Here is a 20,132-nt window from a genome sequence, read left to right as displayed (position 1 = left end):
GGGGCGTCTGGGCTGTTGGGATACCAGGCAGTGGCCCGGGGCCGGCCACGCTGGCTTGTGGGCTCCAGCCTAGCCGCCTGGGCTCCTCTTGCATGCGCCCATTTCGCCCTTGCTAGCGCGCTGTGCGCATAAGCACAGCACGCCTGGGTGGGGTCATCGTTGCCCGGGGCCGGCGTGGGTCCAGCGCCCGATCAGGGTGCGGGCCAGGCTGTCCAGGGCAAAGCCCAGCGCACCGATCACCACGATGGCGGCGGTCAGTTCCTGGTAGGCCAGGCGATCACGGGCATCGAGGATGAAGTAGCCCAAACCCGAAGACACCCCCAGCATCTCGGCCGGCACCAACACGATCCAGGCCACACCCAGAGCCAGGCGAAAGCCCGTGAGCACATGGGCCAGAATGCCCGGCAGCACCACCCGGCTGATCAGCTCCCAGCGGGTGGCCGACAGGCTGGCGGCCAGTTGCAACCAATGCCGGTCGAGGGCTGCCACGCCGGCTGCCGTGTTCAGCACGATGGGCCAGACCCCGGCGAAGACCAGCAAAAACACCACCGCGCCATTGCCCAGGCCCAGCGCCATCACGGCCAGCGGCATCCAGGACAGCGGGGACACCATGCGCAGAAACTGGAACAACGTGCCTGTGATGCGTGCAAAGCGTGGCGACAGCCCCGTCAGCAGGCCCAGCGGCAGCCCGATCAGCAACGCACCTGCCAGGGCCATGCCGATGCGCTGCAGGCTGGTGCCGATGTGGCCCCAGAAGCTGGCCTCACCCAGCAGCGCCCACAGCGTGCTCAGCCCGGCCTGCGGCGAGAAGGCCTGGTTGATGGCCTCGACATCCGACAGATGCCCGGCCCCGAGCTGCCACAGCAGCCCCGCCCCGGCAAAGCCCAGCAGGGGCCAACCCAAACGCGCCAGCCAGGTCGTCATGGGTTCAGCGCCTCGCGTCGGGTGAAATCGGCACTCAGACCGAAGGCGGGCAGGCCGCCCACACTTTGCAGGGCCTGGCGCACAAAGCGGTCGTCCACCAGGTCGCGGGCCACAAAGGCAGGGTCCAGTGTTTGCAGGAAACGGTTGTCGCCCTCCATGGTGGTCTCGCGAAGAGAGCGCACCAACTGCTCGGTGTACGAGGGGTAAGGGTAGGGCTGGAAGTCGATGCGGCGCTGGTTCCAGCCTTTGTTTTTGATGATGCCGGCCTTTTCGTACTCGCTGTAGTCGGTGGCAGCCAGTACCTTGGACAGCACGGGCAGGGTGTGCGGCGTGTACTTGCCCTCGCCGGTGTTGGAAAGCAGTTTGGCGGTCTCCAACTGGTTGTTGCGGGTCCAGAGCTGGGCCTTGACCAGGCCCGTGGTCACCCGCTGGGCCCACTCGGGGCGTTCGACCAGGTCACGCTCGGCCAGGGTCACCAGGCAGCAGGCATGGTTCTTCCAGATGTCGCCCACAAAGCGAAGCACGTGGCCGACCTTGAGGCTCTCCGCGGCGGCGTTGTAGGGCTCGGCCACGATGAATCCTGCGATGGAGCGCGCGGCCAAGGCCGACACCATCTCGGGTGGAGACAGCACCGCCAGGTTCACCTGCCCGGGCTTTAGCGCCTCGCCGCGGGGGCGATTGACGACCGTCAGCCCGTGCTGGCGCAGCAGTTGCTGCAGCACGATGTTGTGGATCGAATACCAGAACGGGATGGCCACCGTCTTGCCCTCCAACTGGGCTACCGACTGGATGTCGTTGGCCACCGTCAGGGCCGAGCCGTTGACGTGGTTCCAGGCCACCACGCGGGCCGGGAACTTGCTGCCATAGCGCACCCACAAGGTGGTGGGCGACAGCAGGTGCACCACATTCACCTGGCCCGCGATGAAGGCCTCGACCAATTGGGGCCACGACCGGAACAGCCGCGGCGCCTCCGTGCGCAGGCCTTCGGCCTCGAAAAAGCGGCGCTGGTGGGCCACCAGCAGCGGGGTGGCATCGGTGATGGGCAGGTAGCCGATGCGCACGGGCTGGTCGTCGCCCTTGAAGGCCTGGGCCCGGGCGTCGCCGGCGGCCAGCAAGGGGGCGACCACGCTGGCGCTGGTCAGGGCGCCCAGGCGCAACAGGTCGCGCCGGCTCATGCCGCAGCCGCAGTCGGAGGTGGCACACAGGTGCTGGTAATTCGGGCGGGAGTCGAGGTTCATGGTCAATCAGTGTTGAATGGGGTGAACTGGGCGCATCAGTCAGTGCGCGGCCCGCAGGTCTTGCAGGGCGGCCAGGATGTCAAGCCGCAGCCGGGTCAGTTCGGCCGGGTGGTGCAGGCGGGGGCGACTCAGGCCCACGGTCCATTCCCGCACCAGACGGGCCGGTTCGCCGGGGTGGCCGCCCATCAGCACGATGCGGTCGGCCACCAGCAGGGCTTCGTCAATGTCGTGGGTGACCAGCAAGGCGGCGCTGTGCCAGCGGTGCACCACCTCGACCAGCAGGTCTTGCAACTCGGTGCGGGTGATGGCGTCGACTGCCGAGAAGGGCTCATCAGCCAGCAGCAGGGCCGGCTCGCGCGCCAGGGCACGAGCCAGGGCCACGCGCTGGGCCATGCCGCCCGACAGCTGGCTCGGGTACAGGCCACCTTTGCCGGCCAGGCCGACCGCGGCCAGCGCATCGCTGATGCGGCGCTCTCGTTCGGACCGGGTGCTGGCGGGCTGGTGCTTGAAATCCAGCCCGAAACCCACGTTGGCCTGCACATTCAGCCAGGGCAGCAGGCTGGGCTGCTGGAACACCACCACCGCCCTCGGGTGCGGTTGAGTCAGTGCCTGCCCCATGAATTCCACACAGCCTTCGTGGGGGGGCTCCAGGCCTGCGAGGGCGCGCAACAGGGTGGATTTGCCGCAGCCGCTGCCGCCCAACAGGCAGACGATCTCCCGCGGGGCGATCTGCAGGTCCAGCGGGCCGAACACCGGCAAGGCCCTGCCGGGCCAGCGGCGGCTCAGGCCCCGGGCGCACAGAGCGGGTTCAGGGCTGTCGGCATTGGGTTGGAGCGGGGGGCTCATCTCGGTCGTCATGTTGTCGCCCCGGAGGAGGTCGCCGATGAAATGGGGGGGGTCTGGGCGCGTTGGCGCGCCAACTCGGCCTGCAACTGGGTCAGGCTGGGCGTGACCACGGGTACGAATGCGGCTTCGAGCCAGCGGCGTGCAAAGCCCTTGTCTTGGCCTTTCAGGTAGGCGCGGCCACCCGTGGCCTGAAGCTCCAGTTGTACAGCGGCCTGCACCAGACCGGCCAAGGCGATGCGCAGCTCGAACAAGGGGGCCACCTGGGTGACGTACTGGCCCGAGGCCACACCGGCCTGCAGCGCGGCAGTGGCCTGCTTCAAATCGCGCTCCAGCGCCTGCCAGGGGGCTTGCAGGCTGGGGCGCGAGTCACAGGCGACATGGCTGGCCGCCAGGGCCCCACGGGCCAGCCCGATCGACATCCCGCATTGCATGCCCAGGAAGTGAGGGCGCAGCCGGCGCAAAAAGTCAGGTCCATGGTGAGACAGGACCTGATTGGCTGGCAGTGCCAGGTCCTTCAGTTGAAGTTCAGCCGTGCGGCTTCCGTTCAGCGCCAGCAGATCGAGATCGGCCGAGCGGTGGAGGCCACAGCGTTCGCTCTCGATGGCCACCACGGCCAGGGCTTGGCCCGCGCCCATGTCCACTGCGGCGGCCACCACATAGCCCTGGGGCTGCAGGTTGGTGACCCAGGGCAGGCGGCCGTCCAGGCGCAGGTCACCGGGCTGCTCGGGGTCGGGTCGGGCCTGGACCTGCAGCTGTTCGATCTGCGACAGAAACTTCATCGCATTCGACAAACCGGTGGCGCCGGCCAACTCGCCTGTCAGCAACTGGGGCAGCCACCGCTCGCGCGGGGCCGGGCTCTCGCTGTTCACCACGTAATCGATGAAGGCGCGCTGGGCCCAGAGGACAAAAGCCGCCGTCAACGAGTGTTCGGCCACCTGGGCGATGGCCTCGATGGCGTCGCCGATGGTGGCATCGGCGCCCCCCAGGGCGCTGGGCACGCCGATACGCAGCAGGCCCGCCTGGCCCAGACGAGGCAGCAGCTCCTCGGTCGGACCCTGGCCCAGATCAATTGCATCAGCGTTTGCTTGCAGCCATGTCCGAAGCGTTTCGGTTAGCCAAGCTGGGGAGGGTGGGCGAGAGGTGCTCATGCGTTCAGGTTTGATGCGGTGATACAGGCCTTGAAACCGATGGGCGCATCGGTCGGCACCTCCTTCAGCGTGGCCGGATCACTGTGCTGCTCCATGCCCGATCTCCAATGAGCGCGGCAGGCTTTGACAAGAGCTCGCAGCGCGCGCAGGGGTTGGCGGGTCATGGCTTGAAGTGAGGGAGACGGAGCAAGGCCGGTGCGGCGGTGCTGAATTGTCTACCTTTTGTTACCGCTTTCGCCCTTTCGGCGTCCCAATTTGATCTTCTAGCGTCCTGCAGGCGGAAATCAAAAGAAACAGTGCTTGCTGGGCGGGGCGGTCCTTGGCGTGGGGGCGTTGGGCGGGCCCCCCACCGCCATCACAGCGTGTGGTTGTAGGCCAGCATGAAGCCCGCAGTGCCCAGCAGATTGATCTGGATCGCATCCTGGTCGCCCAGGCGGTAGCCCAGGGCCGGGATCAGGCCCGGCGAGAAGCCGTGGTAGTTCAGCGGCACCTTGTCGTTGTAGGGGGGCAGGTAGCCATAGATCACGCCGACGCTGAGCTTGGTGTACAGGTTGGGGTGTGCTGCCCAGGGGTGCCACTGCCAGCCCCGGTAGGCGTACGCGGCGGGCTGGCCGAAGGAGTTTCGGAACAAGCTCACGCCCGTGAAGCTGCCCCCAGGCCCGGTGCGTTCCAGGCCGGCCAGGTAAACGTGGCGGTGGGCGGGATCGTCGTGCCAGTGCTGAGTGAAGGGCGAGAGGCTCAGCGTCCACTGGCCGGGCTGCGCCGTGGCGCTGAAGGTCGGCGTGGGGGCGGGCTGGGAGATTTGTGCTGCGGCAGTACCTGCAAGGGTGAACGCCCAGGCTGCTGTGCAGGCGCAGATTTGAGCCCGCAGGCGATGGGTTGTTGGAAGTGATACAGACATGGCCGGGGCCCGCCAACGTGCGGGCAGCAAAGAAAAAAGCCCCTGAAAAGGGGCTGATCGAGTGTATCGTCGGCCTCAGCTACTTCCGGCCCTGCAGGCGGTCACCCTGGCCATGCGGCGGTAAAGTTCTGTGAGAAATCAGTTAACTTGTAGCTTCAATCGAGGGTGACGTCGGCCTCTTTGACCACCTTGGCCCAGCGCGGCAGCTCTTTGCGGATCAGGGCAGCAAGTGGCTCGGGCCCGATCTTCAAGGGCTCGCAGCCGATACCGGCCAGCTTTTCGCGCACATCGGGCGCGTCCAGTACCTGGCCAATGGCGATCTGCAACTGGGCCACGATGGCCTTGGGCGTGCCAGCCGGTGCAAACACCCCGTACCAGGGGGTGTAGCCCAGGTTTTTCACGGTCTCGCCCACGGTCGGCACGTCGGGCAGGGCCGCGATGCGCTTTTCGTTAACCACCCCCAGCACCTTGAGCTTGCCGCCCTTGATGAAGGAGATGGACGAGGGCAGGCTTTGCACCGAGACCTGTACCGTGCCGCCCACCAGGTCGGTCACGGCGGCCGAGGCGCCCTTGTAGGGCACATGGGTCATGTCGATGCCAGCCGCCTTGCCCAGCATTTCGCCAAACAAGTGGTTCACCGTGCCGTTCCCGGCCGAGGCGATGTTGATCTTGCCCGGCGCGGCCTTGGCGGCCGTGATCAGTTCGGCGATGTTGTTGGGCGCGAAATGAGGGTTGGCCACCACCACGTAGCCCGAAGAGGCCACGGTGCCCACAGGCTCGAAATCCTTCAGGGGGTCGAAGCCGGTGGACTTGTAAAGCGCCGGATTGATCACATAGGCGCTGTCGGCCGTCAGCAGCAAGGTGTAGCCATCGGGCTTGGCCCGGGCGGTGGTGGCGGTGCCGATGTTGCCACCCGCGCCGGGACGGTTGTCGACGATGAACTGCTGGCCCAGCGTCTCCGACAGCTTCTGGGCCACGATGCGCGCGATCGCATCGTTGGCGCCCCCTGCCACCTGGGGGACCACCAAGGTCACGGGTTTGCTGGGGTACTTGCTGTCTTGGGCCAGGACGGTAGCGGTGGCCATGGCCGCGGTCAGGGCCAGCAGGCTCAGGGCGGTTCTTCGGCGGGCTTGCATGGGGTGTCTCCTCGGTGTTGCGTCGCTCGATTTTGCACACATCCTGGAAGGATGTCGGCCAGGGTTTTGCCGGCACTATTTCGCTTGGGTGGTGATCGCCTGTTGGGGCTGCTTCGCTTCCGGAGTGGGGAATTTGTCTGGTGATAACATGGCCCTTGGAGATCGTCAGATCCTGAAATCAGGGCACTTGGAGTGGCCACCCCGTTCACAAAATGAGTGCGATACACCCGGCTGGGTGGGAGATCGGTTGCAAAGACAGCCGAAGCCCGCTGGGAAAGGCGCCAGTCCTTCATGTTGAAAACCGTCGACTCCCCTCTGGGATCATTTGGCAAGTCCGCTGGCTTGCGCCGTCTTCAGGCCCGGCTTGCTCATGCGGAGATCCCCGCATTTCGGGTGGTTTCGTTGAGGCAATGGCGATCGTCACGGCAGCATTTTCTGCAGCAATGCCATGATGAGTTGGGCGGCAGCTTGCTGGCTGTGCGCAGTGACGCGGCGTCTGAAGATCAGGTGGATTCTTCACAGGCTGGGCGTTTCAGGAGCCACTTGAATGTGGATGCGCACCGTCTGGAGGCCGCCATCGAAGATGTGTTCCTCTCGTTGCCCGGTGTGCCGGACGACCAGGTACTGGTTCAGCACATGGTCGAGAAGGTCGCCATGGCCGGTGTAGCGTCCACCCACCGAATTCATGACGGTGCGCCCTGGTACTGCATTGAAGTATCCGATGGGGATACCGCTTCGGTGACGGCGGGACGTTCCACTGGCAGGTTGCATGCCATTCAGCGCGAGGTTGTTGACCTGCCTGAGGCTCGTCAACAGCTCAGTGCCGGCGTGCGACAAGCGCTGGATTTGCTGCGCGAGGTTGAAGTGATCCATCACGGGCAGCCCCTTGAGATCGAGTTTGCCCTAGGGGCGGGTGACAGGGCTGGAGCAGATCCGAGCGCGTATCTGCTCCAGGTTCGCCCCATCGTTCTGTCTCAATGGCGGCGCCAGGCGCGCAAGGTGGTTTTCCCCGAACTGGGGTTCCTTTTCGAGCCGGACCCTGCTCCTGAAGTCGCTGGTCCGCAGACCGTGCTGTCTTTGATGGCCGACTGGAACCCGGCGGAATTGCTTGGGGCTCATCCAAGACCGCTGGCGCTGTCATTGTTCCAATACCTGATCTCCGAAGATGTTTGGTGGCAGGCGCGGACAGAGTTGGGCTACGCACCTGCACCCAAAGGGGGGCTCTCGCTGCTGCATGTTTGGCTGGGGCGTCCGATGGTGGATGTGCGCCGCAGTGCCAACTCCCTGCTGCCTGCTGGCCTTCCTGGCGAACTGCGTGCTCGCTTGGTCCAGCATTTCGTCACCACGCTGCAAGCCCGCCCCGAACTGCACGACAAGGTGGAGTTCGAGGTCTACAGAACGATCCGTGATCTGAAGTGTCGATCGGATCTGGCCGCGCAGTGGTCTGATGTGCTTGGCGTCAAAGGCTGGAGCCAATGGGAGGAGGGGCTGGGCCAATTGGCCCGTCGCTTGACGTCCGCCGACGCAGGTTCCACGTTCAGGCAGCATTGGCTGCGCATCTGTCAACTGTCGATGGCGCCGCAGGAGCCGATGGGCTGGCGCGAACGATTGCAGCGCAGCCGTCAGGGAAGTCATTCATTTGCGGTACTTGCACGCCTCGCATTCATTGGGGAAGCCCAGCTTCGTTCTGCCGTCCAACGTGAAGCGCTGGCGCCCGACCGGGCACTGTGGCTGAAAGCAGTGGCGCGCCAGCGTTTTGCCAGCTTCTCGCCACCGGGGCATGCGGGGCTGAATGCGCTTATGCGTCCTGGCTTGTTCGATATCCTGGAGGCTCCTGTCTCTGCAAATCTCTTAGTTGGTGAATTTGTCACCGGTGTCGAGGCTGGCGCCTTCCTCCCGAGCCAAGCCGAGACCCGTTCTTTGACGGGACTGCTGCGAGAGGCTGAGCTGCCCCTGACCGCCTGCGATTGGGTTGAGTTCGTGCAGGCCACCGCCAGTGCCAGAGAGTGGGCCAAGCAGGTTTTCAGCGCTGACCTTTCGATGGCTCTGGAGTTGATTGCGCTTGAATTCCAGGGCATGGGCCTTGACCGTGAAACTGCTTCGTGGCTCAGACTGGATCAGTTGATGACTGGATTGGCAGATCCCCAGGGGCACGGGTCATCGTTGGGTGACTGGGCGCATGAGGCCCAAATGCTCCATGCGGGTCAAGCCATGCAAATGGTGCGCCCTGTGCTGTGGGATCCCGCACAGCGTCATGTGGTCGACAGCTACAGCACCATGCCGAACTTCATAGGCGGGCGGGCGGTCAGGGGGCACCTGGTACTTGAGCCCCGGCCAGACCATCCCGCCACCGAGCTGCAGAATGCGATTGTCTTGCTGCAGCAGGCCGATCCAGGCTTCGATTGGTTGTTCACCCACCCGATCGCCGGTTTGATCACCGTCTGGGGTGGCGCGAATTCGCACATGGCCATCCGCTGTGCGGAGCGGGGGCTGGCTGCGGCCATTGGATGTGGCGAGCAGGTGCTGGTAAAGGCAAAAAAGGCCCGTCGGGCCACCATCGATCCCGCGGGGGGTGGGCTATGGCTCCACTGACGTCGGCACCGGCGACACGTTGGCGGGTTGCGGTGACCCAGCGACGGCTGCCCGGCAGTGCCACGAGCAGCGCCCGCGATGCGCTGGATGCCGAGTGGTCCGACTGGTTTTGTGCCAACGCCTCGTGGGCGCAGTTCATACCATTGCCAAATTTTTCCGATCCGATGCATGCCCTGCATTGGTTGGCTGACTGGGGCATCAATGCGCTGGTCCTGACCGGCGGTGAGGACGTAGACAGTTCCGCCATCCGGGATGCGCTGGAGTTGAAGTTGCTGCAGCATGCCCGGACGCAGCGATGGCCCGTCTTGGGGGTGTGTCGTGGCATGCAGATGCTGCACCGGGAGGCCGGAGGCACGCTCATCCCGATCGAAGACCATGTCGGCCAACCCCATCGGCTGCAGACGCATTGGCCGGATCAGATCGTGAACTCCTGGCATCGTTGGGGAATCCGCGAGGTGGCAGAAGGCTGGCAGGCCACGGCGTTGGCCGTGGATGGCAGTGTGGAGGCCATGCGCCATTGCGATCTGCCCTGGCTGGGCCTGATGTGGCACCCGGAACGCCCGCAGGGTGCGGCTGACCTGACCCGGTCATGGCTGACCCAGATTTTCACGTTTGCTGACGCTCGAGGACCTTGAAACGATGATCCAGAATCCAGCCCTTGAGTGGGACTACACAGACCTGGCCGCCAGCTACGACCAGCGGGCCGATTATTCGGCTGAACTGGTTCAGCGCACGCTGTCGCGCTTGGGCTGTCAGGCCGGAACGCCGGCCCTGGAGGTTGGCGCCGGCACGGGCAAACTCACCGCCTTGCTGTGTGACCAAGGCCTGGATCTGACGGCACTTGAGCCCAATGAGCGCATGCGGGCGGTTGCCTTCTCGAAAGGCTTGGATCGCCGGGCTCGCTGGCTGGCGGCGAGGGGCGAAGCACTGCCCGTCAAGAGCCAGAGCTGCGAGCTGGTCGCCTTTGGGTCTTCTTTCAATGTGCTGCCGGCGCCGCTGGCGCTCGATGAATGCGTGCGGGTTCTCAAGCCGGGCGGGCATTGGCTGGCCATCTGGAACCACCGCAATCTGGACGACCCGCTGCAGCAGGCGGTGGAGGAACTGATCCGGCGGCACCTGCCGGACTATGAGCTGGGTCGCCGCCGGCATTCACCGGAGCCGGATCTGTTGGCTCATGGGCGTTGGCATGACATCAGTGCGGACGAGCAACGATTCGTGGTCGAGATTGGCAGGCAGGCCTGGATGGAGGCCTGGCATTCCCATGCGACATTGCGGCGGCAGGCTGGCGCCAGGTTGCCTGCCATCCTGGCTGGCATCGAGCAGTTGCTGGGCTCGGTCGAGGTGCTGGCCGTGCCTTACACCAGCCGGCTCTGGACGGCTCGCACATGAGTGCCTCCGAGATCCGACAGGCCGTGGTGTTGGCGGCTGGCCGGGGCAGCCGCATGGATGAGCTGACGGCGCTCCGTCCCAAATGCCTGGTGCCCCTGGCTGGGCAGCCACTGCTGAGCTGGACACTGCGCTCGCTGCGCGCCAACGGCATAGATCGGGTGCTGATCGTGACCGGTTGGCAAGCCAACTGTCTGGCTGGGTGGTCGCCCGATCTGCGCTTCAACCCGCGATGGCACGAGTCGAACATGGTCCGCAGCCTTCAACTGGCCGCAGACTGGCTGGAACGAGCCCCCACGCTGGTGGTCTATGGGGATGGGGCTTACAGCGCCGCAGCGATCCGCCGCGCCGTGATGGCGGGCCCGGCCCCTCTGAGCCTTCCGGTAGATCAGCAATGGCTGTCCTTGTGGCAGCGGCGTTTTGCCGACCCGCTTGCGGATGCGGAGGTGCTTCAGTCGCATGAAGGCGTGCTCACCCGTATCGGCTTTCGCGCCACATCATTGAATGACATCCAGGGACAGTACATGGGGCTGTTGAGAACCTCACCGAGCGGTTGGCATTGGATCGCTTCATGCCTGAGTCGGCTGGCGGCCGATCAAGGTGACGCTGCGGTGGATCGGCTCGACATGACCGGCCTGCTGCAGCACCTGGTCGAGGCAGGCCGGCAGATTGCCTGTGTGGCGGTGGCTGGCGGCTGGGTTGAGATCGATTCGGCTCACGATCTGGCCGTGGTCGAGGCGGCGTTGTCGGAACCTGGGTTCAGCCATGACTTCAGAATCTGAGACGCCCGACCTGTCGCAGGCGCCGATTCTGTGGATCACCGGGCTTTCGGGGGTCGGCAAGTCGACGCTGGCTCAGGCCCTGGCCACCGTCTTGCGTGCGCAGGGACAGCGCCCCTTGTTGCTCGACGGTGATGAACTGCGTCAACTGCTGGAGGCCCCTGAGGAGCAGGCTTCCCATCGTCCCGGGTTGCGTCAGCAGCGGGCCTGGCGCATCGCCCGCATGGCGCGATGGGCGGCGCTTCAAGGCATTCCGGTCATCGTAGCCACCATCTCCCTTCGGCACGACGTGCAGGCCTGGTCCCGCGCCGGCCCGGTGCCCTATGCCGAGATCTTGTTGCAGGCGGATCTCGATTTGCTGCGCAGGCGCAAGCCGGCCTTGTATGGACCACCGGGCGGTGTGCCCTTGCCCCACGTGGTGGGGATCGATGTGGCGGCCGAGTACCCCATCCGGCCCGAACTGGTCCTGCGGCAGGATTTTGCGGAGGGTTCCCGAACTCTGCACCTTGATCAGGCCCTGGCTCTTTGGCGTGCGCTGTGCAGGCAGAGATCGGGGCTGCTCTGATGGACAGCTCAACCTTCAACCTGAACATCGTCTCGCCGCAGTTCCCCTGTGGCGCGGCTTGGCTGGCCAATGCCTTGATCGAGTTGGGTGTGCCGCTGTGGGAGCTCTGGGGCTTTGACACTCGCACTGAGTGGACCTTGCAAGACGATGGCCGCTATCGGTATGTGGCCGAGCATGGCCCGTGGCAGCAGACCCTGGCCAGCCTGCAGACGGGCCGGCTGCAGGTGTTCGATCTGTCGCTGCAGCCCCGATTCAGCCATGGCTTTCCCTGGCAGTGTGACCTCACGTTGCGCACGGTGTTCATCGTGCGCGACCCCCGGGACGCCTTGTATTCGGAGTGGCAGCGACAGATTCGCAACCGTCAGATCAAGCCCGACACGCCCTTCGAGGCTTTTTTGAAGATGCCCTTTTTCGGCGGGCCCGTCTCCCACATCGACCTGCTCTGGCTGCACCTGCGCAGTTGGTTGGCCTGGTGCCAGCACCATCCGACCCGCTTCAAGCGTCTGCGCTTCGAAGACTGGAAATCCGAGCCACAAGCTCAGTTGGCCGAGGCCTGTCGCTGGATGGGGCTGGATCCGGATCCGGCCGGGCTGGCCCGGGCGGTGGCGGCCTCCGAGGTCGACCGCCTGCAGAAGGTCGAGGAACAACTGTTGCGCCATGATCCAGCCGCTCGCCAGTTCAACCGCCGCGGCCTGAGGTACGAATGGCGCAGTGCCTGGCAGACCGAGTGGTTCAAGGCCTTTGGCGCCCACTGGACAGCCCTCTTCGACGCGCTGGACTACGAACCCAGCCCCGTGGCCGGCCATTGGCCTCTGTGCTTTGATGCGGAGGAAGTCCTGGCGTGGCGTGGGCTGACCTCACAAGCAGAGCGCCGACGCTGGGCCGGGCACCTGTTTTCAGAACCGCTGCACGGCGGCGCCACCGCTGTTACATCATGAATCCACATGCTTCGCCACCGACCTCGCCATGGGCCGCCGTCCAGACGATCTGGCACCATCGCCACCTGGTGCTACAGCTCAGTTTGCGCGAGATCAGCCAACGCTACCGAGCCTCGGTGCTGGGCGTGCTGTGGTCGCTGCTGACACCGCTTTTCATGCTGGCGGTCTACACTCTGGTCTTTTCGGGGATCTTCAAGGCCCGATGGGGCGGCCAGACCGATACCGAGGGGCTGTTTGCCGTCGTGCTTTTCGTAGGCACCAGCCTTCATGGATGGATGGCAGAGATCACCACCCGCACCCCAGGCCTGATTGCCGAGCACACCAGTTACGTCAAGAAGGTCATGTTTCCGCTGGAGGTGCTGCCCGTGGTGCCTTTGCTGGCGGGCCTGTTCCAATGTCTGCTGAACCTGGGGGTGCTGCTGGCGGCCCTGTGGCTGTTGGGTGTTGAATTGTCATGGCATGTGCTGCAGCTTCCTCTGGTGCTCGCGCCCTTCATGTTGCTGCTGCTGGGGCTGGCCTGGCTATTGGCCGCCGCCGGGGTGTTTTTGCGCGATCTCTCGTCGATCACGACATTGGCCACGGCCGGGTTGATGTTCCTGGCCCCGGTCTTCTACCCCATGGAAGCGGCCCCTGAGTCTCTGCAGATTTGGCTGAAGCTCAATCCCTTGACCTTGGTGATCGAGCAGACCCGTCGTTGCCTGATCTGGGCCCAGCCACCGCAATGGGGCAGTTTGCTGCTATACGCGCTGATCGCCGCCGTGGTGGCCTGGCTTGGCTTTGTCTTCTTCCAGAAGACCCGCAAGGGATTCGCCGATGTCCTCTGAGCCGATCGTGATCCGGGCTGTCGACCTGGGCAAGCAGTATCAAATCTACGCGCGACCCGTGGATCGCCTCTGGCAGTTTGGCATCGATCAATGGAATGCCTGGTCCAGACGGCCGCTGGCGCCCCGCCATCGCTCGTTCACCGCCTTGCAGGGGCTGAACCTCTGCGTGCGTCGGGGTGAAACCGTTGGCATCATTGGTCGCAATGGCTCCGGCAAGTCGACGCTGTTGCAACTGCTGTGCGGGACCCTTCATCCATCGGTCGGGGCCGTTGACATCCATGGGCGCGTGGCCGCCCTGCTGGAGCTGGGTTCGGGCTTCAACCCCGAGTTTTCAGGCCGAGAGAACGTGCTGCTCTACGCGAGCGTGCTCGGACTCAGCCGTGAGCAGACGCTGACCCGCTTCGACGAAATCGTTGCTTTCGCCGACATCGGAGATTTTCTGGATCAGCCGGTCAAGACCTACTCGAGTGGCATGGCTGTGCGGCTGGCTTTCTCGGTCATTGCTCATGTGGATGCCGACATCCTTGTCGTGGATGAGGCGCTGGCGGTGGGGGATGCTTTCTTCACCCAGAAGTGCATGCGCTTTCTGCGCAATTTCATGCAGCACGGCACCGTGTTGATGGTGAGCCACGACACGGAGGCCATCAAGGCCCTCTGCGACCGCGTGCTCTGGTTGGAGGGAGGGCGCTTGATTCAGGACGGCCCTACGAAGGATGTTTGCCAAGCCTATCTGGATGACTTGTTGTCAAGTCACAAGGCGATGCTGACAGCGCCCCAAGCCACGACGTTGGGGGGTATCGGTGAAGAGGCCGGACGCTTTGTGGTGCTGCCTGCACCGCCCGCAAGCGCGGATGCGAGCCAGGCCTGCCGGGTGCATTTTTTGCCCATGCCTCTGCAGGATGCGGGGGCCGGCCTGGGTGGGGCCAGCGTGAACCGGGTGAGCATGCGTGACAGCGAGGGCCGGGACATCCAGCACGTGGTCGCCAGGCAGACGGTTTTGCTCGACATCGAGGTGGCGTTCGAGCGACGTGTGGTTAGCCCTTTGATCGGCTTCATGGTCAAAGACCGGACCGGTCAGGCTTTGTTCGGCGACAACACGCGCATCAGCCAGTTCTCCGAATCCAATGCCTTGCGGGCGGGCGACCGTGTCCGGGTAACCTTCTCATTTGACATGCCAGACCTGCTCAGTGGGGACTACAGCACGGTGGTGGCCGTGGCCGAGGGTTCGCAGGCGCAGCATGTGCATCTGCAATGGATCCATGATGCGCTACACCTGCGCTCGGACAACGGATCGACGGTTCACGGGCTGGTTGGCATACCGATGCATCGCGTCGAAGTGCAGGTCTTGCGAGACGAGGCGACGGGCTGACACACGGTCCAGGGCCAGGGCAAAAAAGAGGCCGCCAGAAAGAGACTTCTGGCGGCCATCAGGAAGGTCCGGTCTGTGACCGGACACAGCTCACCCCCGCGAGCCATTCGGGGCTGCTGTGGTCAAGCCCTTTGGGGGGCCAGGGGCTTCACCTCAGCGTCTGCATGCTTGCAATGTCGCATCAAGCCCGGGTCACGTGAACGAAGGAGCTTGCATATCGATAGTCAGAGATCACGCCCAGGGCACGCCCGGCATGATCAGAAAGCCCATGATCAGGAACAAGGCGCTGACGAGCAGCACGGCGATGCCCAGGGCCTGGGTCAGGTCGAGCCAGAAGCGGGCCCTGTTGAGGCCTGGGTTCGACCCGTCCTCCGGCAGCAGGTGAGGGGCCGAACGGGCGTTGACGGTCTGGGGCATGGTCTTGTTCCAAGGGGGCTGGCGGTTTCAGGGCGGGGCTTCAGACCCAGTCGGTCGAGGGCTTTTCCCACAGGTTGATGCCCCCTTCGACGGCGTGTTGGTCAATCTCGGCCAGTTCGACCGGGCTCAGCGGGGGCTGGGTCAGGGCGGCTACGTTTTCACGCAGTTGCGCGACGGTGCTGGCGCCGATCAGGGCCGAGGTCACCCGCGGGTCGCGCAGCGTCCAGGTCAGCGCCAGTTGGGCCAGGCTCTGGCCGCGGCGGCGGGCGATCTCATTCAAGGCGCGGGCGCGCGCCAGATTGGCTTCCGAGAGGTGGGCTGGCTTGAGCGACTGGCCGCCGGGGCGGTTGATGCGGGCATCGGCCGGTGGGCCGGCCAGGTATTTGTCGGTGAGCAGACCTTGCGCCAGGGGCGTGAAGGCGATCACACCGGCACCGAGTTCGTCGGTGGCGTCGAGCAGGTCCTTTTCGATCCAGCGGTTGAACAGGTTGTACGCCGGCTGGTGGATCAGCAGCGGCACCTTCCAGCTTTGCAGCAGGGCCGCGATTTCGCGCGTCTTGGTGGCCGAGTAGGAGGACACCCCGACATAGAGGGCCTTGCCCTGTTGCACGGCTTGCGCCAGGGCGGAGGCAGTCTCTTCCAGCGGGGTATGCTGGTCAAAGCGGTGCGAGTAGAAGATGTCCACATAGTCCAGGCCCAGGCGCTGCAGGCTCTGGTCCAGGCTGGCCAGCACATGCTTGCGGCTGCCGCCGCCTTGGCCGTAGGGTCCAGGCCACATGTCCCAACCGGCTTTGCTGGAGATGATCAGCTCATCGCGGTAGGGCTTGAAATCCTCACGCAGCAAGCGGCCAAAGTTGGTTTCGGCGCTGCCATAGGGGGGCCCGTAGTTGTTGGCGAGGTCAAAGTGGTTGATACCCAGGTCAAAGGCGGTGCGCAGCAGTTCGCGCTGGGTGCTCAATGGGGTGGTGTCGCCAAAGTTGTGCCACAGGCCCAGCGAGAGCGCCGGCAGTTGAAGTCCGCTGTGGCCGGTGCGGCGGTAAGGGATTCGGGTGTAGCGATCAGGCGAAGCAGTGAAGCGGGTCATGGGGGGCGAGGTGTATGGCGGGCAAGCCGCGTGAGCGTTCAATATAAAAAGCCTGCTTCGGGAAGGGGCGAATATTTGGGCGCATGGATAGTCGCTGAATGCATGAGGCCCGCGCAGCAGGTGGCTCAAAGGCCGTGAAGAGCACGGTGGGGGCCGAGCGGACCGATAACCGCCGGGTATCGCGCCTTGATGCCCGACATCTTTTCGGCTGGGGCCGGCTTGTCGAGAATCCGGCGCTCAACACGGGCTGCCTTGGCGGGCGGCCTTCCCCAGGACCGCATTCCGAAAGCAAACCATGGCACAGATCATCGGCGCCATCGCCACCTCGCATACCCCCACCATCGGCTTTGCCTTTGACCGCGACAAGCAGCACGACCCGGTGTGGGCACCGATCTTCGAAGCCTTCCAGCCGGTACAGCAGTGGATCGCCGAGCGCCAGCCCGACGTGCTGTTGGTGATCTACAACGACCACGTCACCTCGTTCTTCTTTGACCACTACTCGGCCTTTGCCCTGGGGGTGGGCGAGCGCTACGAGGTGGCTGACGAGGGGGGCGGCGCGCGCGATCTGCCGCCAGTGGGGGGGCATTCGGCCCTGGCCCGGCACGTGGGGCAGTCACTGGTGGCCGATGAGTTTGACATGTCGTTTTTTCAGGACAAGCCGCTTGACCATGGCTGCTTTTCGCCCTTGTCGATGCTGTGCCCGCATGAGCCGGCCTGGCCGGTGCAGATCGTGCCCTTGCAGGTGGGGGTGCTGCAGTTCCCGGTGCCTTCGGCGCGCCGTTGCTACAAACTGGGCCAGGCCCTGCGCCGGGCCATCGAGAGCTACCCCGAAGACCTGAAGGTGGCGGTGGTGGCCACGGGCGGCCTGTCGCACCAGGTGCATGGTGAACGCGCCGGCTTCAACAACCCGGCCTGGGATCAGCGCTTTCTGGACCTGATCGAGCAAGACCCCGAGCGCCTGGCTGGCATGACCCAGGCCGAGTTCGCCAGCCTGGGCGGGCTGGAAGGAGCCGAGGTCATCATGTGGCTGATCATGCGCGGGGCTTTGTCGGCCAATGTGCGCAAGGTGCATCAGAGCTACTACCTGCCTTCGATGACCGGCATCGCCACCGCCATCTACGAGAACCAGGCCTCGGTGGGCCCGGTGGCGGGCGAGATCGAGCGCCATCGTGCCCACATGGCCAAGGAGTTGGCCGGTGCCGGCGGCCTGAGCGGCACCTACCCCTTCGACCTGGCCCGCAGCGTCAAGGCCTACCGGCTGAACCGCTTTTTGCACGCGCTGATCGTGCCGGCGCACCGCCAGGCCTTCATGGCCGACCCCGAGGCGGCCTTCGAGCAGGCCGGCCTCACGCCCGAGGAGCGGGATCTGGTGCGCGAGCGCAACTGGCGCGGCCTGATCCATTACGGCGTGATCTTTTTCATGCTCGAAAAGCTGGGCGCCGTGATCGGGGTGTCCAACCTGCACATCTATGCCGCCATGCGGGGGGAGTCGCTGGAGGATTTCCAGAAGACCCGCAATGCCCCCGGGGCCCTGTACTCGGTGGCGGGCCAGGACAGCAAGACCCTGAGCTGGAACACCTGAGCCCCTTCGATTCGGACCGGAACAACAACACGGAGACTTCATGAGCCATGCAACAACGACCCTGAACGTCAGGGAGTTCATCAACGCACGAGCGCTTTCCCCCAATCAGTGGGTGTTGGTCCTGCTGTGCTTTTTCATCGTGGCCGTGGACGGCATGGATGTGGCCATCATGGGCTTTGTCGCGCCCTCCATCCTGGCCGAGTGGGGCATCTCGCGGCCGGCCTTCGGCATGGTGATGGGGGCGGCTCCGATCGGGCTGGCCGTGGGGGCCGTGCTGGCCGGCTCCTCGTCGGACTGGTGGGGGCGGCGCCGCGTGCTGATGGGCTCGGTGCTGGGCTTTGGCCTGTGTACCCTGCTCACGCCCTTGGCCCACGACACGACCCAGATGGCGGCGCTGCGCTTTCTGACCGGCCTGGGCCTGGGCGCTGCCATGCCCAACACCACCACCTTGTTGTCCGAGTACGTGCCCGAGCGGCGTCGCGCCTTTCTGGTGGCGGCCATGTTCACCGGCTTCAACCTGGGTTCGGCCCTGGTCGGCTTTGCCGCCGCGGCCCTGATTCCGCACGCCGGCTGGCGTTCGGTGCTGCTGCTGGGGGGCGCCTTGCCCTTGCTTCTGCTGCCGGTGCTGTATGTGTACCTGCCCGAATCGGCCCGCTTCATGGTGGCCCGCAACATGTCGGCCGAGCGCATCACAGCGGTGCTGAGCCGGGTCTGCCGGGCCCCGCTGGCGGGCGTGACGAGCTATGTCTCGGGTGAGGCCGAGGTGCCGGCGCGCCAGCCCCTGGCGGTGTTGTTCGAACGTGGCTTCAGGCTGCGCACAGCCACCTTGTGGGTGACCTACTTCATGGGCCTGCTGGTGATCTACCTGACCACCAGCTGGCTGCCCACCATGATGAAAGACGCAGGCATGAGCATTGACCGCGCCGCCAATGTGACCGCCATGTTCCAACTGGGCGGTACCGTGGGCGCCCTGCTGGTGGGTTGGCTGATGGGCCGCATGAACCCGAACCGGGTGATGGCGGGCGCCTACCTGCTGGGCGCCGTGGCCCTGGTGGTGATGGGCTTCAATGGCTTGATGTCCGAATCCATCGTGTGGCTGGTCATGGCCGTGGGCTTTTGCCTCAGTGGTGCGCAAACCGGCCTGAACGGCTTCGCGCCGGGCTGCTATCCCACGGTCGCCCGCGCCACGGGGGTGAGTTGGATGCTGGGCGTGGGCCGCCTGGGCAGCATCCTGGGTTCGTCCATCGGCGGTGTGTTGCTGAGCCAGGGCTGGGGCTTTGACGGGATCTTCATGGCGCTGGCGGCCCCGGCGGTGCTGGCGGCGCTGGCGATTTTGTGGAACCGGCGCAGCCTTTGAAGGGGCCGGCCGGGCTGCTCTTCACGATGAGCGATGGCCCGTGTCGAGCAGATCAATCGATCGGAACACGCGCTGCAGCATGCCGTCAGACGAACTCTGGCATTGGCGCAGTTGGTCCATCAGGTGGTGCAGAAAGCGCTCGGCCGGGGCGCTGAGCGGGGCCTGGCGGCGCCGCAGCACGCCGATCTCGCGCGGGGCGAATCGGGTGTCCAGGTTCAGCGGCACCAGCAGGCCGTGGGCGCCTTCGCATTCGATCAAGGGCCAGGGCAGCAGGGTGAGCATGTCGGTGCTGGCCACCAGCTTGAGCATCAGGGCGGCTGATTGGGCCAGGTGGATGCGCCCATGGGGGATCGGCAGGCCATGCTGCTCGAACAAAGTATGGAACATCGCGGCCTCCTCCTGAGGTGCGTAGTTCAGCAGCCAGCGGGCCTCGCGCAGGGCTTGCATCGAGCGGGCCTGGGCCAGTGGGTGGCCGGCGCGGGCGCCCACGGTGACTTCGTACCTGAACAAGGGGGTGACATGCAGGTCGTGGGCCGCGCCGGGTTCGGGCAGGCGGCCCAACAGCAGGTCCAAGGCGCCTTCGCGCAAGCGAGGCAGCGACACGGCTGAAAGACCATCGAACAGCTCCAGCCGCACCTGGGGCTGGTCTTGGGTGAAGGCCTGCACCACGCTGGGCAGAATGCTCTGGGCGATCCAGGGGGTGACGCCAACGCTCAGGCGTTCCACACGCCCGGCTTGGCGCAGGCTGGCCATTTCGGCCTCGGCATGGTCCAGTTGATCGGCGATCAGGCGGGCGTGGCGCAGCAGGGCCGCACCGGCTTCGGTCAGGGCCAGGCCTGAGCTCTGGCGCACGAACAAGGGCATCTGCTGGCCCTCTTCGAGTTCGCGCAGGGCCTGGGTGAGGGTGGCTTGGGTCAGGCTCAGAGAGCGCGCTGCGGCGCGGATGCTGCCTTGGCTGGCGACGGCGATCAGGTAGCGGATTTGGTGCAGTTTCATGGCAAAGCCTTCAGCCCTGGGCAGCAGGGATTGTGCCTGGGCCGAGCGTT

19 protein-coding genes are annotated in these 20,132 nt (G+C 65.2%); 10 read left to right on the top strand and 9 right to left on the bottom strand.

Going from position 1 to position 20,132, the window contains the following annotated elements:
- Positions 1 to 153 precede the first annotated feature (153 nt).
- The 6 genes from AC3WUT_RS03865 to AC3WUT_RS03840 all read right to left on the bottom strand — a co-directional run bounded on the left by AC3WUT_RS03865 (position 154) and on the right by AC3WUT_RS03840 (position 6,193).
- Positions 154 to 924 carry an ABC transporter permease gene (locus AC3WUT_RS03865; protein ID WP_492345762.1) on the bottom strand — a complete coding sequence of 257 codons (771 nt, stop codon included), beginning with the start codon at positions 922 to 924 and terminating at the stop codon, positions 154 to 156.
- On the bottom strand, positions 921 to 2,162 hold the full coding sequence (locus AC3WUT_RS03860) for an ABC transporter substrate-binding protein (protein WP_492345761.1): 1,242 nt from the start codon (positions 2,160 to 2,162) through the stop codon (positions 921 to 923). The genes AC3WUT_RS03865 and AC3WUT_RS03860 overlap by 4 nt, the downstream gene beginning before the upstream one ends.
- A 39-nt stretch (positions 2,163 to 2,201) precedes the next feature.
- On the bottom strand, positions 2,202 to 3,008 hold the full coding sequence (locus tag AC3WUT_RS03855; RefSeq protein WP_492345760.1) for an ABC transporter ATP-binding protein: 807 nt from the start codon (positions 3,006 to 3,008) through the stop codon (positions 2,202 to 2,204).
- An 8-nt stretch (positions 3,009 to 3,016) separates the two neighbouring features.
- A complete protein-coding gene (locus AC3WUT_RS03850; protein WP_492345759.1) occupies positions 3,017 to 4,156 on the bottom strand; it encodes an acyl-CoA dehydrogenase family protein in 1,140 nt (379 codons plus the stop codon).
- A 355-nt stretch (positions 4,157 to 4,511) separates the two neighbouring features.
- Positions 4,512 to 5,057, bottom strand: a complete 546-nt coding sequence (locus tag AC3WUT_RS03845; RefSeq protein WP_492345758.1) for an ABC transporter ATP-binding protein — start codon at positions 5,055 to 5,057, stop codon at positions 4,512 to 4,514.
- Positions 5,058 to 5,212: 155 nt separating this feature from the next.
- Positions 5,213 to 6,193, bottom strand: a complete 981-nt coding sequence (locus AC3WUT_RS03840) for a Bug family tripartite tricarboxylate transporter substrate binding protein (protein WP_492345757.1) — start codon at positions 6,191 to 6,193, stop codon at positions 5,213 to 5,215.
- 291 nt (positions 6,194 to 6,484) lie between these two features.
- On the opposite strand from AC3WUT_RS03840, the gene AC3WUT_RS03835 reads away from it, so the two are divergent.
- From AC3WUT_RS03835 to AC3WUT_RS03800, 8 genes are read left to right on the top strand one after another with little or no spacing between them, the layout of a single operon-like run.
- On the top strand, positions 6,485 to 8,785 hold the full coding sequence (locus AC3WUT_RS03835; protein ID WP_492345756.1) for a PEP-utilizing enzyme: 2,301 nt from the start codon (positions 6,485 to 6,487) through the stop codon (positions 8,783 to 8,785).
- Between the two features lie 32 nt (positions 8,786 to 8,817).
- Entirely contained in the window at positions 8,818 to 9,420 is a 603-nt protein-coding gene (locus tag AC3WUT_RS03830) for a gamma-glutamyl-gamma-aminobutyrate hydrolase family protein (protein WP_492345755.1), read from the top strand.
- 4 nt (positions 9,421 to 9,424) lie between these two features.
- Positions 9,425 to 10,174: a class I SAM-dependent methyltransferase gene (locus tag AC3WUT_RS03825; RefSeq protein ID WP_492345754.1), complete on the top strand. Its 750-nt coding sequence runs from the start codon at positions 9,425 to 9,427 to the stop codon at positions 10,172 to 10,174.
- Positions 10,171 to 10,953, top strand: coding sequence for a phosphocholine cytidylyltransferase family protein (locus AC3WUT_RS03820; RefSeq protein WP_492345753.1), 783 nt, complete (start codon positions 10,171 to 10,173; stop codon positions 10,951 to 10,953). The genes AC3WUT_RS03825 and AC3WUT_RS03820 overlap by 4 nt, the downstream gene beginning before the upstream one ends.
- Positions 10,937 to 11,515 (top strand): adenylyl-sulfate kinase, encoded by a 579-nt coding sequence (locus AC3WUT_RS03815; RefSeq protein WP_492345752.1) that lies wholly within the window; start codon positions 10,937 to 10,939, stop codon positions 11,513 to 11,515. Before AC3WUT_RS03820 ends, AC3WUT_RS03815 begins: the two co-directional genes overlap by 17 nt.
- Positions 11,515 to 12,453: a sulfotransferase domain-containing protein gene (locus AC3WUT_RS03810; protein WP_492345751.1), complete on the top strand. Its 939-nt coding sequence runs from the start codon at positions 11,515 to 11,517 to the stop codon at positions 12,451 to 12,453. Before AC3WUT_RS03815 ends, AC3WUT_RS03810 begins: the two co-directional genes overlap by 1 nt.
- The gene (locus AC3WUT_RS03805) at positions 12,450 to 13,277 is read left to right on the top strand and encodes an ABC transporter permease (RefSeq protein WP_492345750.1); all 828 of its coding nucleotides are present in this window, start codon (positions 12,450 to 12,452) and stop codon (positions 13,275 to 13,277) included. Before AC3WUT_RS03810 ends, AC3WUT_RS03805 begins: the two co-directional genes overlap by 4 nt.
- Positions 13,267 to 14,646, top strand: coding sequence for an ABC transporter ATP-binding protein (locus AC3WUT_RS03800; RefSeq protein ID WP_492345749.1), 1,380 nt, complete (start codon positions 13,267 to 13,269; stop codon positions 14,644 to 14,646). Before AC3WUT_RS03805 ends, AC3WUT_RS03800 begins: the two co-directional genes overlap by 11 nt.
- Before the next feature lie 231 nt (positions 14,647 to 14,877).
- Here AC3WUT_RS03800 and AC3WUT_RS03795 read toward each other — a convergent pair whose 3' ends face one another.
- Together AC3WUT_RS03795 and mgrA are read right to left on the bottom strand one after the other, a co-directional pair.
- Positions 14,878 to 15,063 carry a hypothetical protein gene (locus AC3WUT_RS03795; protein WP_492345748.1) on the bottom strand — a complete coding sequence of 62 codons (186 nt, stop codon included), beginning with the start codon at positions 15,061 to 15,063 and terminating at the stop codon, positions 14,878 to 14,880.
- Between the two features lie 40 nt (positions 15,064 to 15,103).
- Positions 15,104 to 16,147, bottom strand: coding sequence for an L-glyceraldehyde 3-phosphate reductase (mgrA, locus tag AC3WUT_RS03790; RefSeq protein ID WP_492345747.1), 1,044 nt, complete (start codon positions 16,145 to 16,147; stop codon positions 15,104 to 15,106).
- A gap of 295 nt (positions 16,148 to 16,442) precedes the next feature.
- On the opposite strand from mgrA, the gene AC3WUT_RS03785 reads away from it, so the two are divergent.
- Positions 16,443 to 17,729 carry a gallate dioxygenase gene (locus AC3WUT_RS03785; RefSeq protein ID WP_492345746.1) on the top strand — a complete coding sequence of 429 codons (1,287 nt, stop codon included), beginning with the start codon at positions 16,443 to 16,445 and terminating at the stop codon, positions 17,727 to 17,729.
- A gap of 40 nt (positions 17,730 to 17,769) precedes the next feature.
- Complete coding sequence (locus AC3WUT_RS03780; RefSeq protein WP_492345745.1) at positions 17,770 to 19,086, top strand: MFS transporter; 1,317 nt, start codon at positions 17,770 to 17,772, stop codon at positions 19,084 to 19,086.
- A gap of 21 nt (positions 19,087 to 19,107) precedes the next feature.
- Here AC3WUT_RS03780 and AC3WUT_RS03775 read toward each other — a convergent pair whose 3' ends face one another.
- Positions 19,108 to 20,082: a LysR family transcriptional regulator gene (locus tag AC3WUT_RS03775; protein ID WP_492345744.1), complete on the bottom strand. Its 975-nt coding sequence runs from the start codon at positions 20,080 to 20,082 to the stop codon at positions 19,108 to 19,110.
- Positions 20,083 to 20,132 lie beyond the last annotated feature (50 nt).

The organism is Curvibacter sp. EU05-FHT14A10 (assembly GCF_058791075.1).
This window is presented reverse-complemented; position numbering and strand designations above follow the sequence as displayed.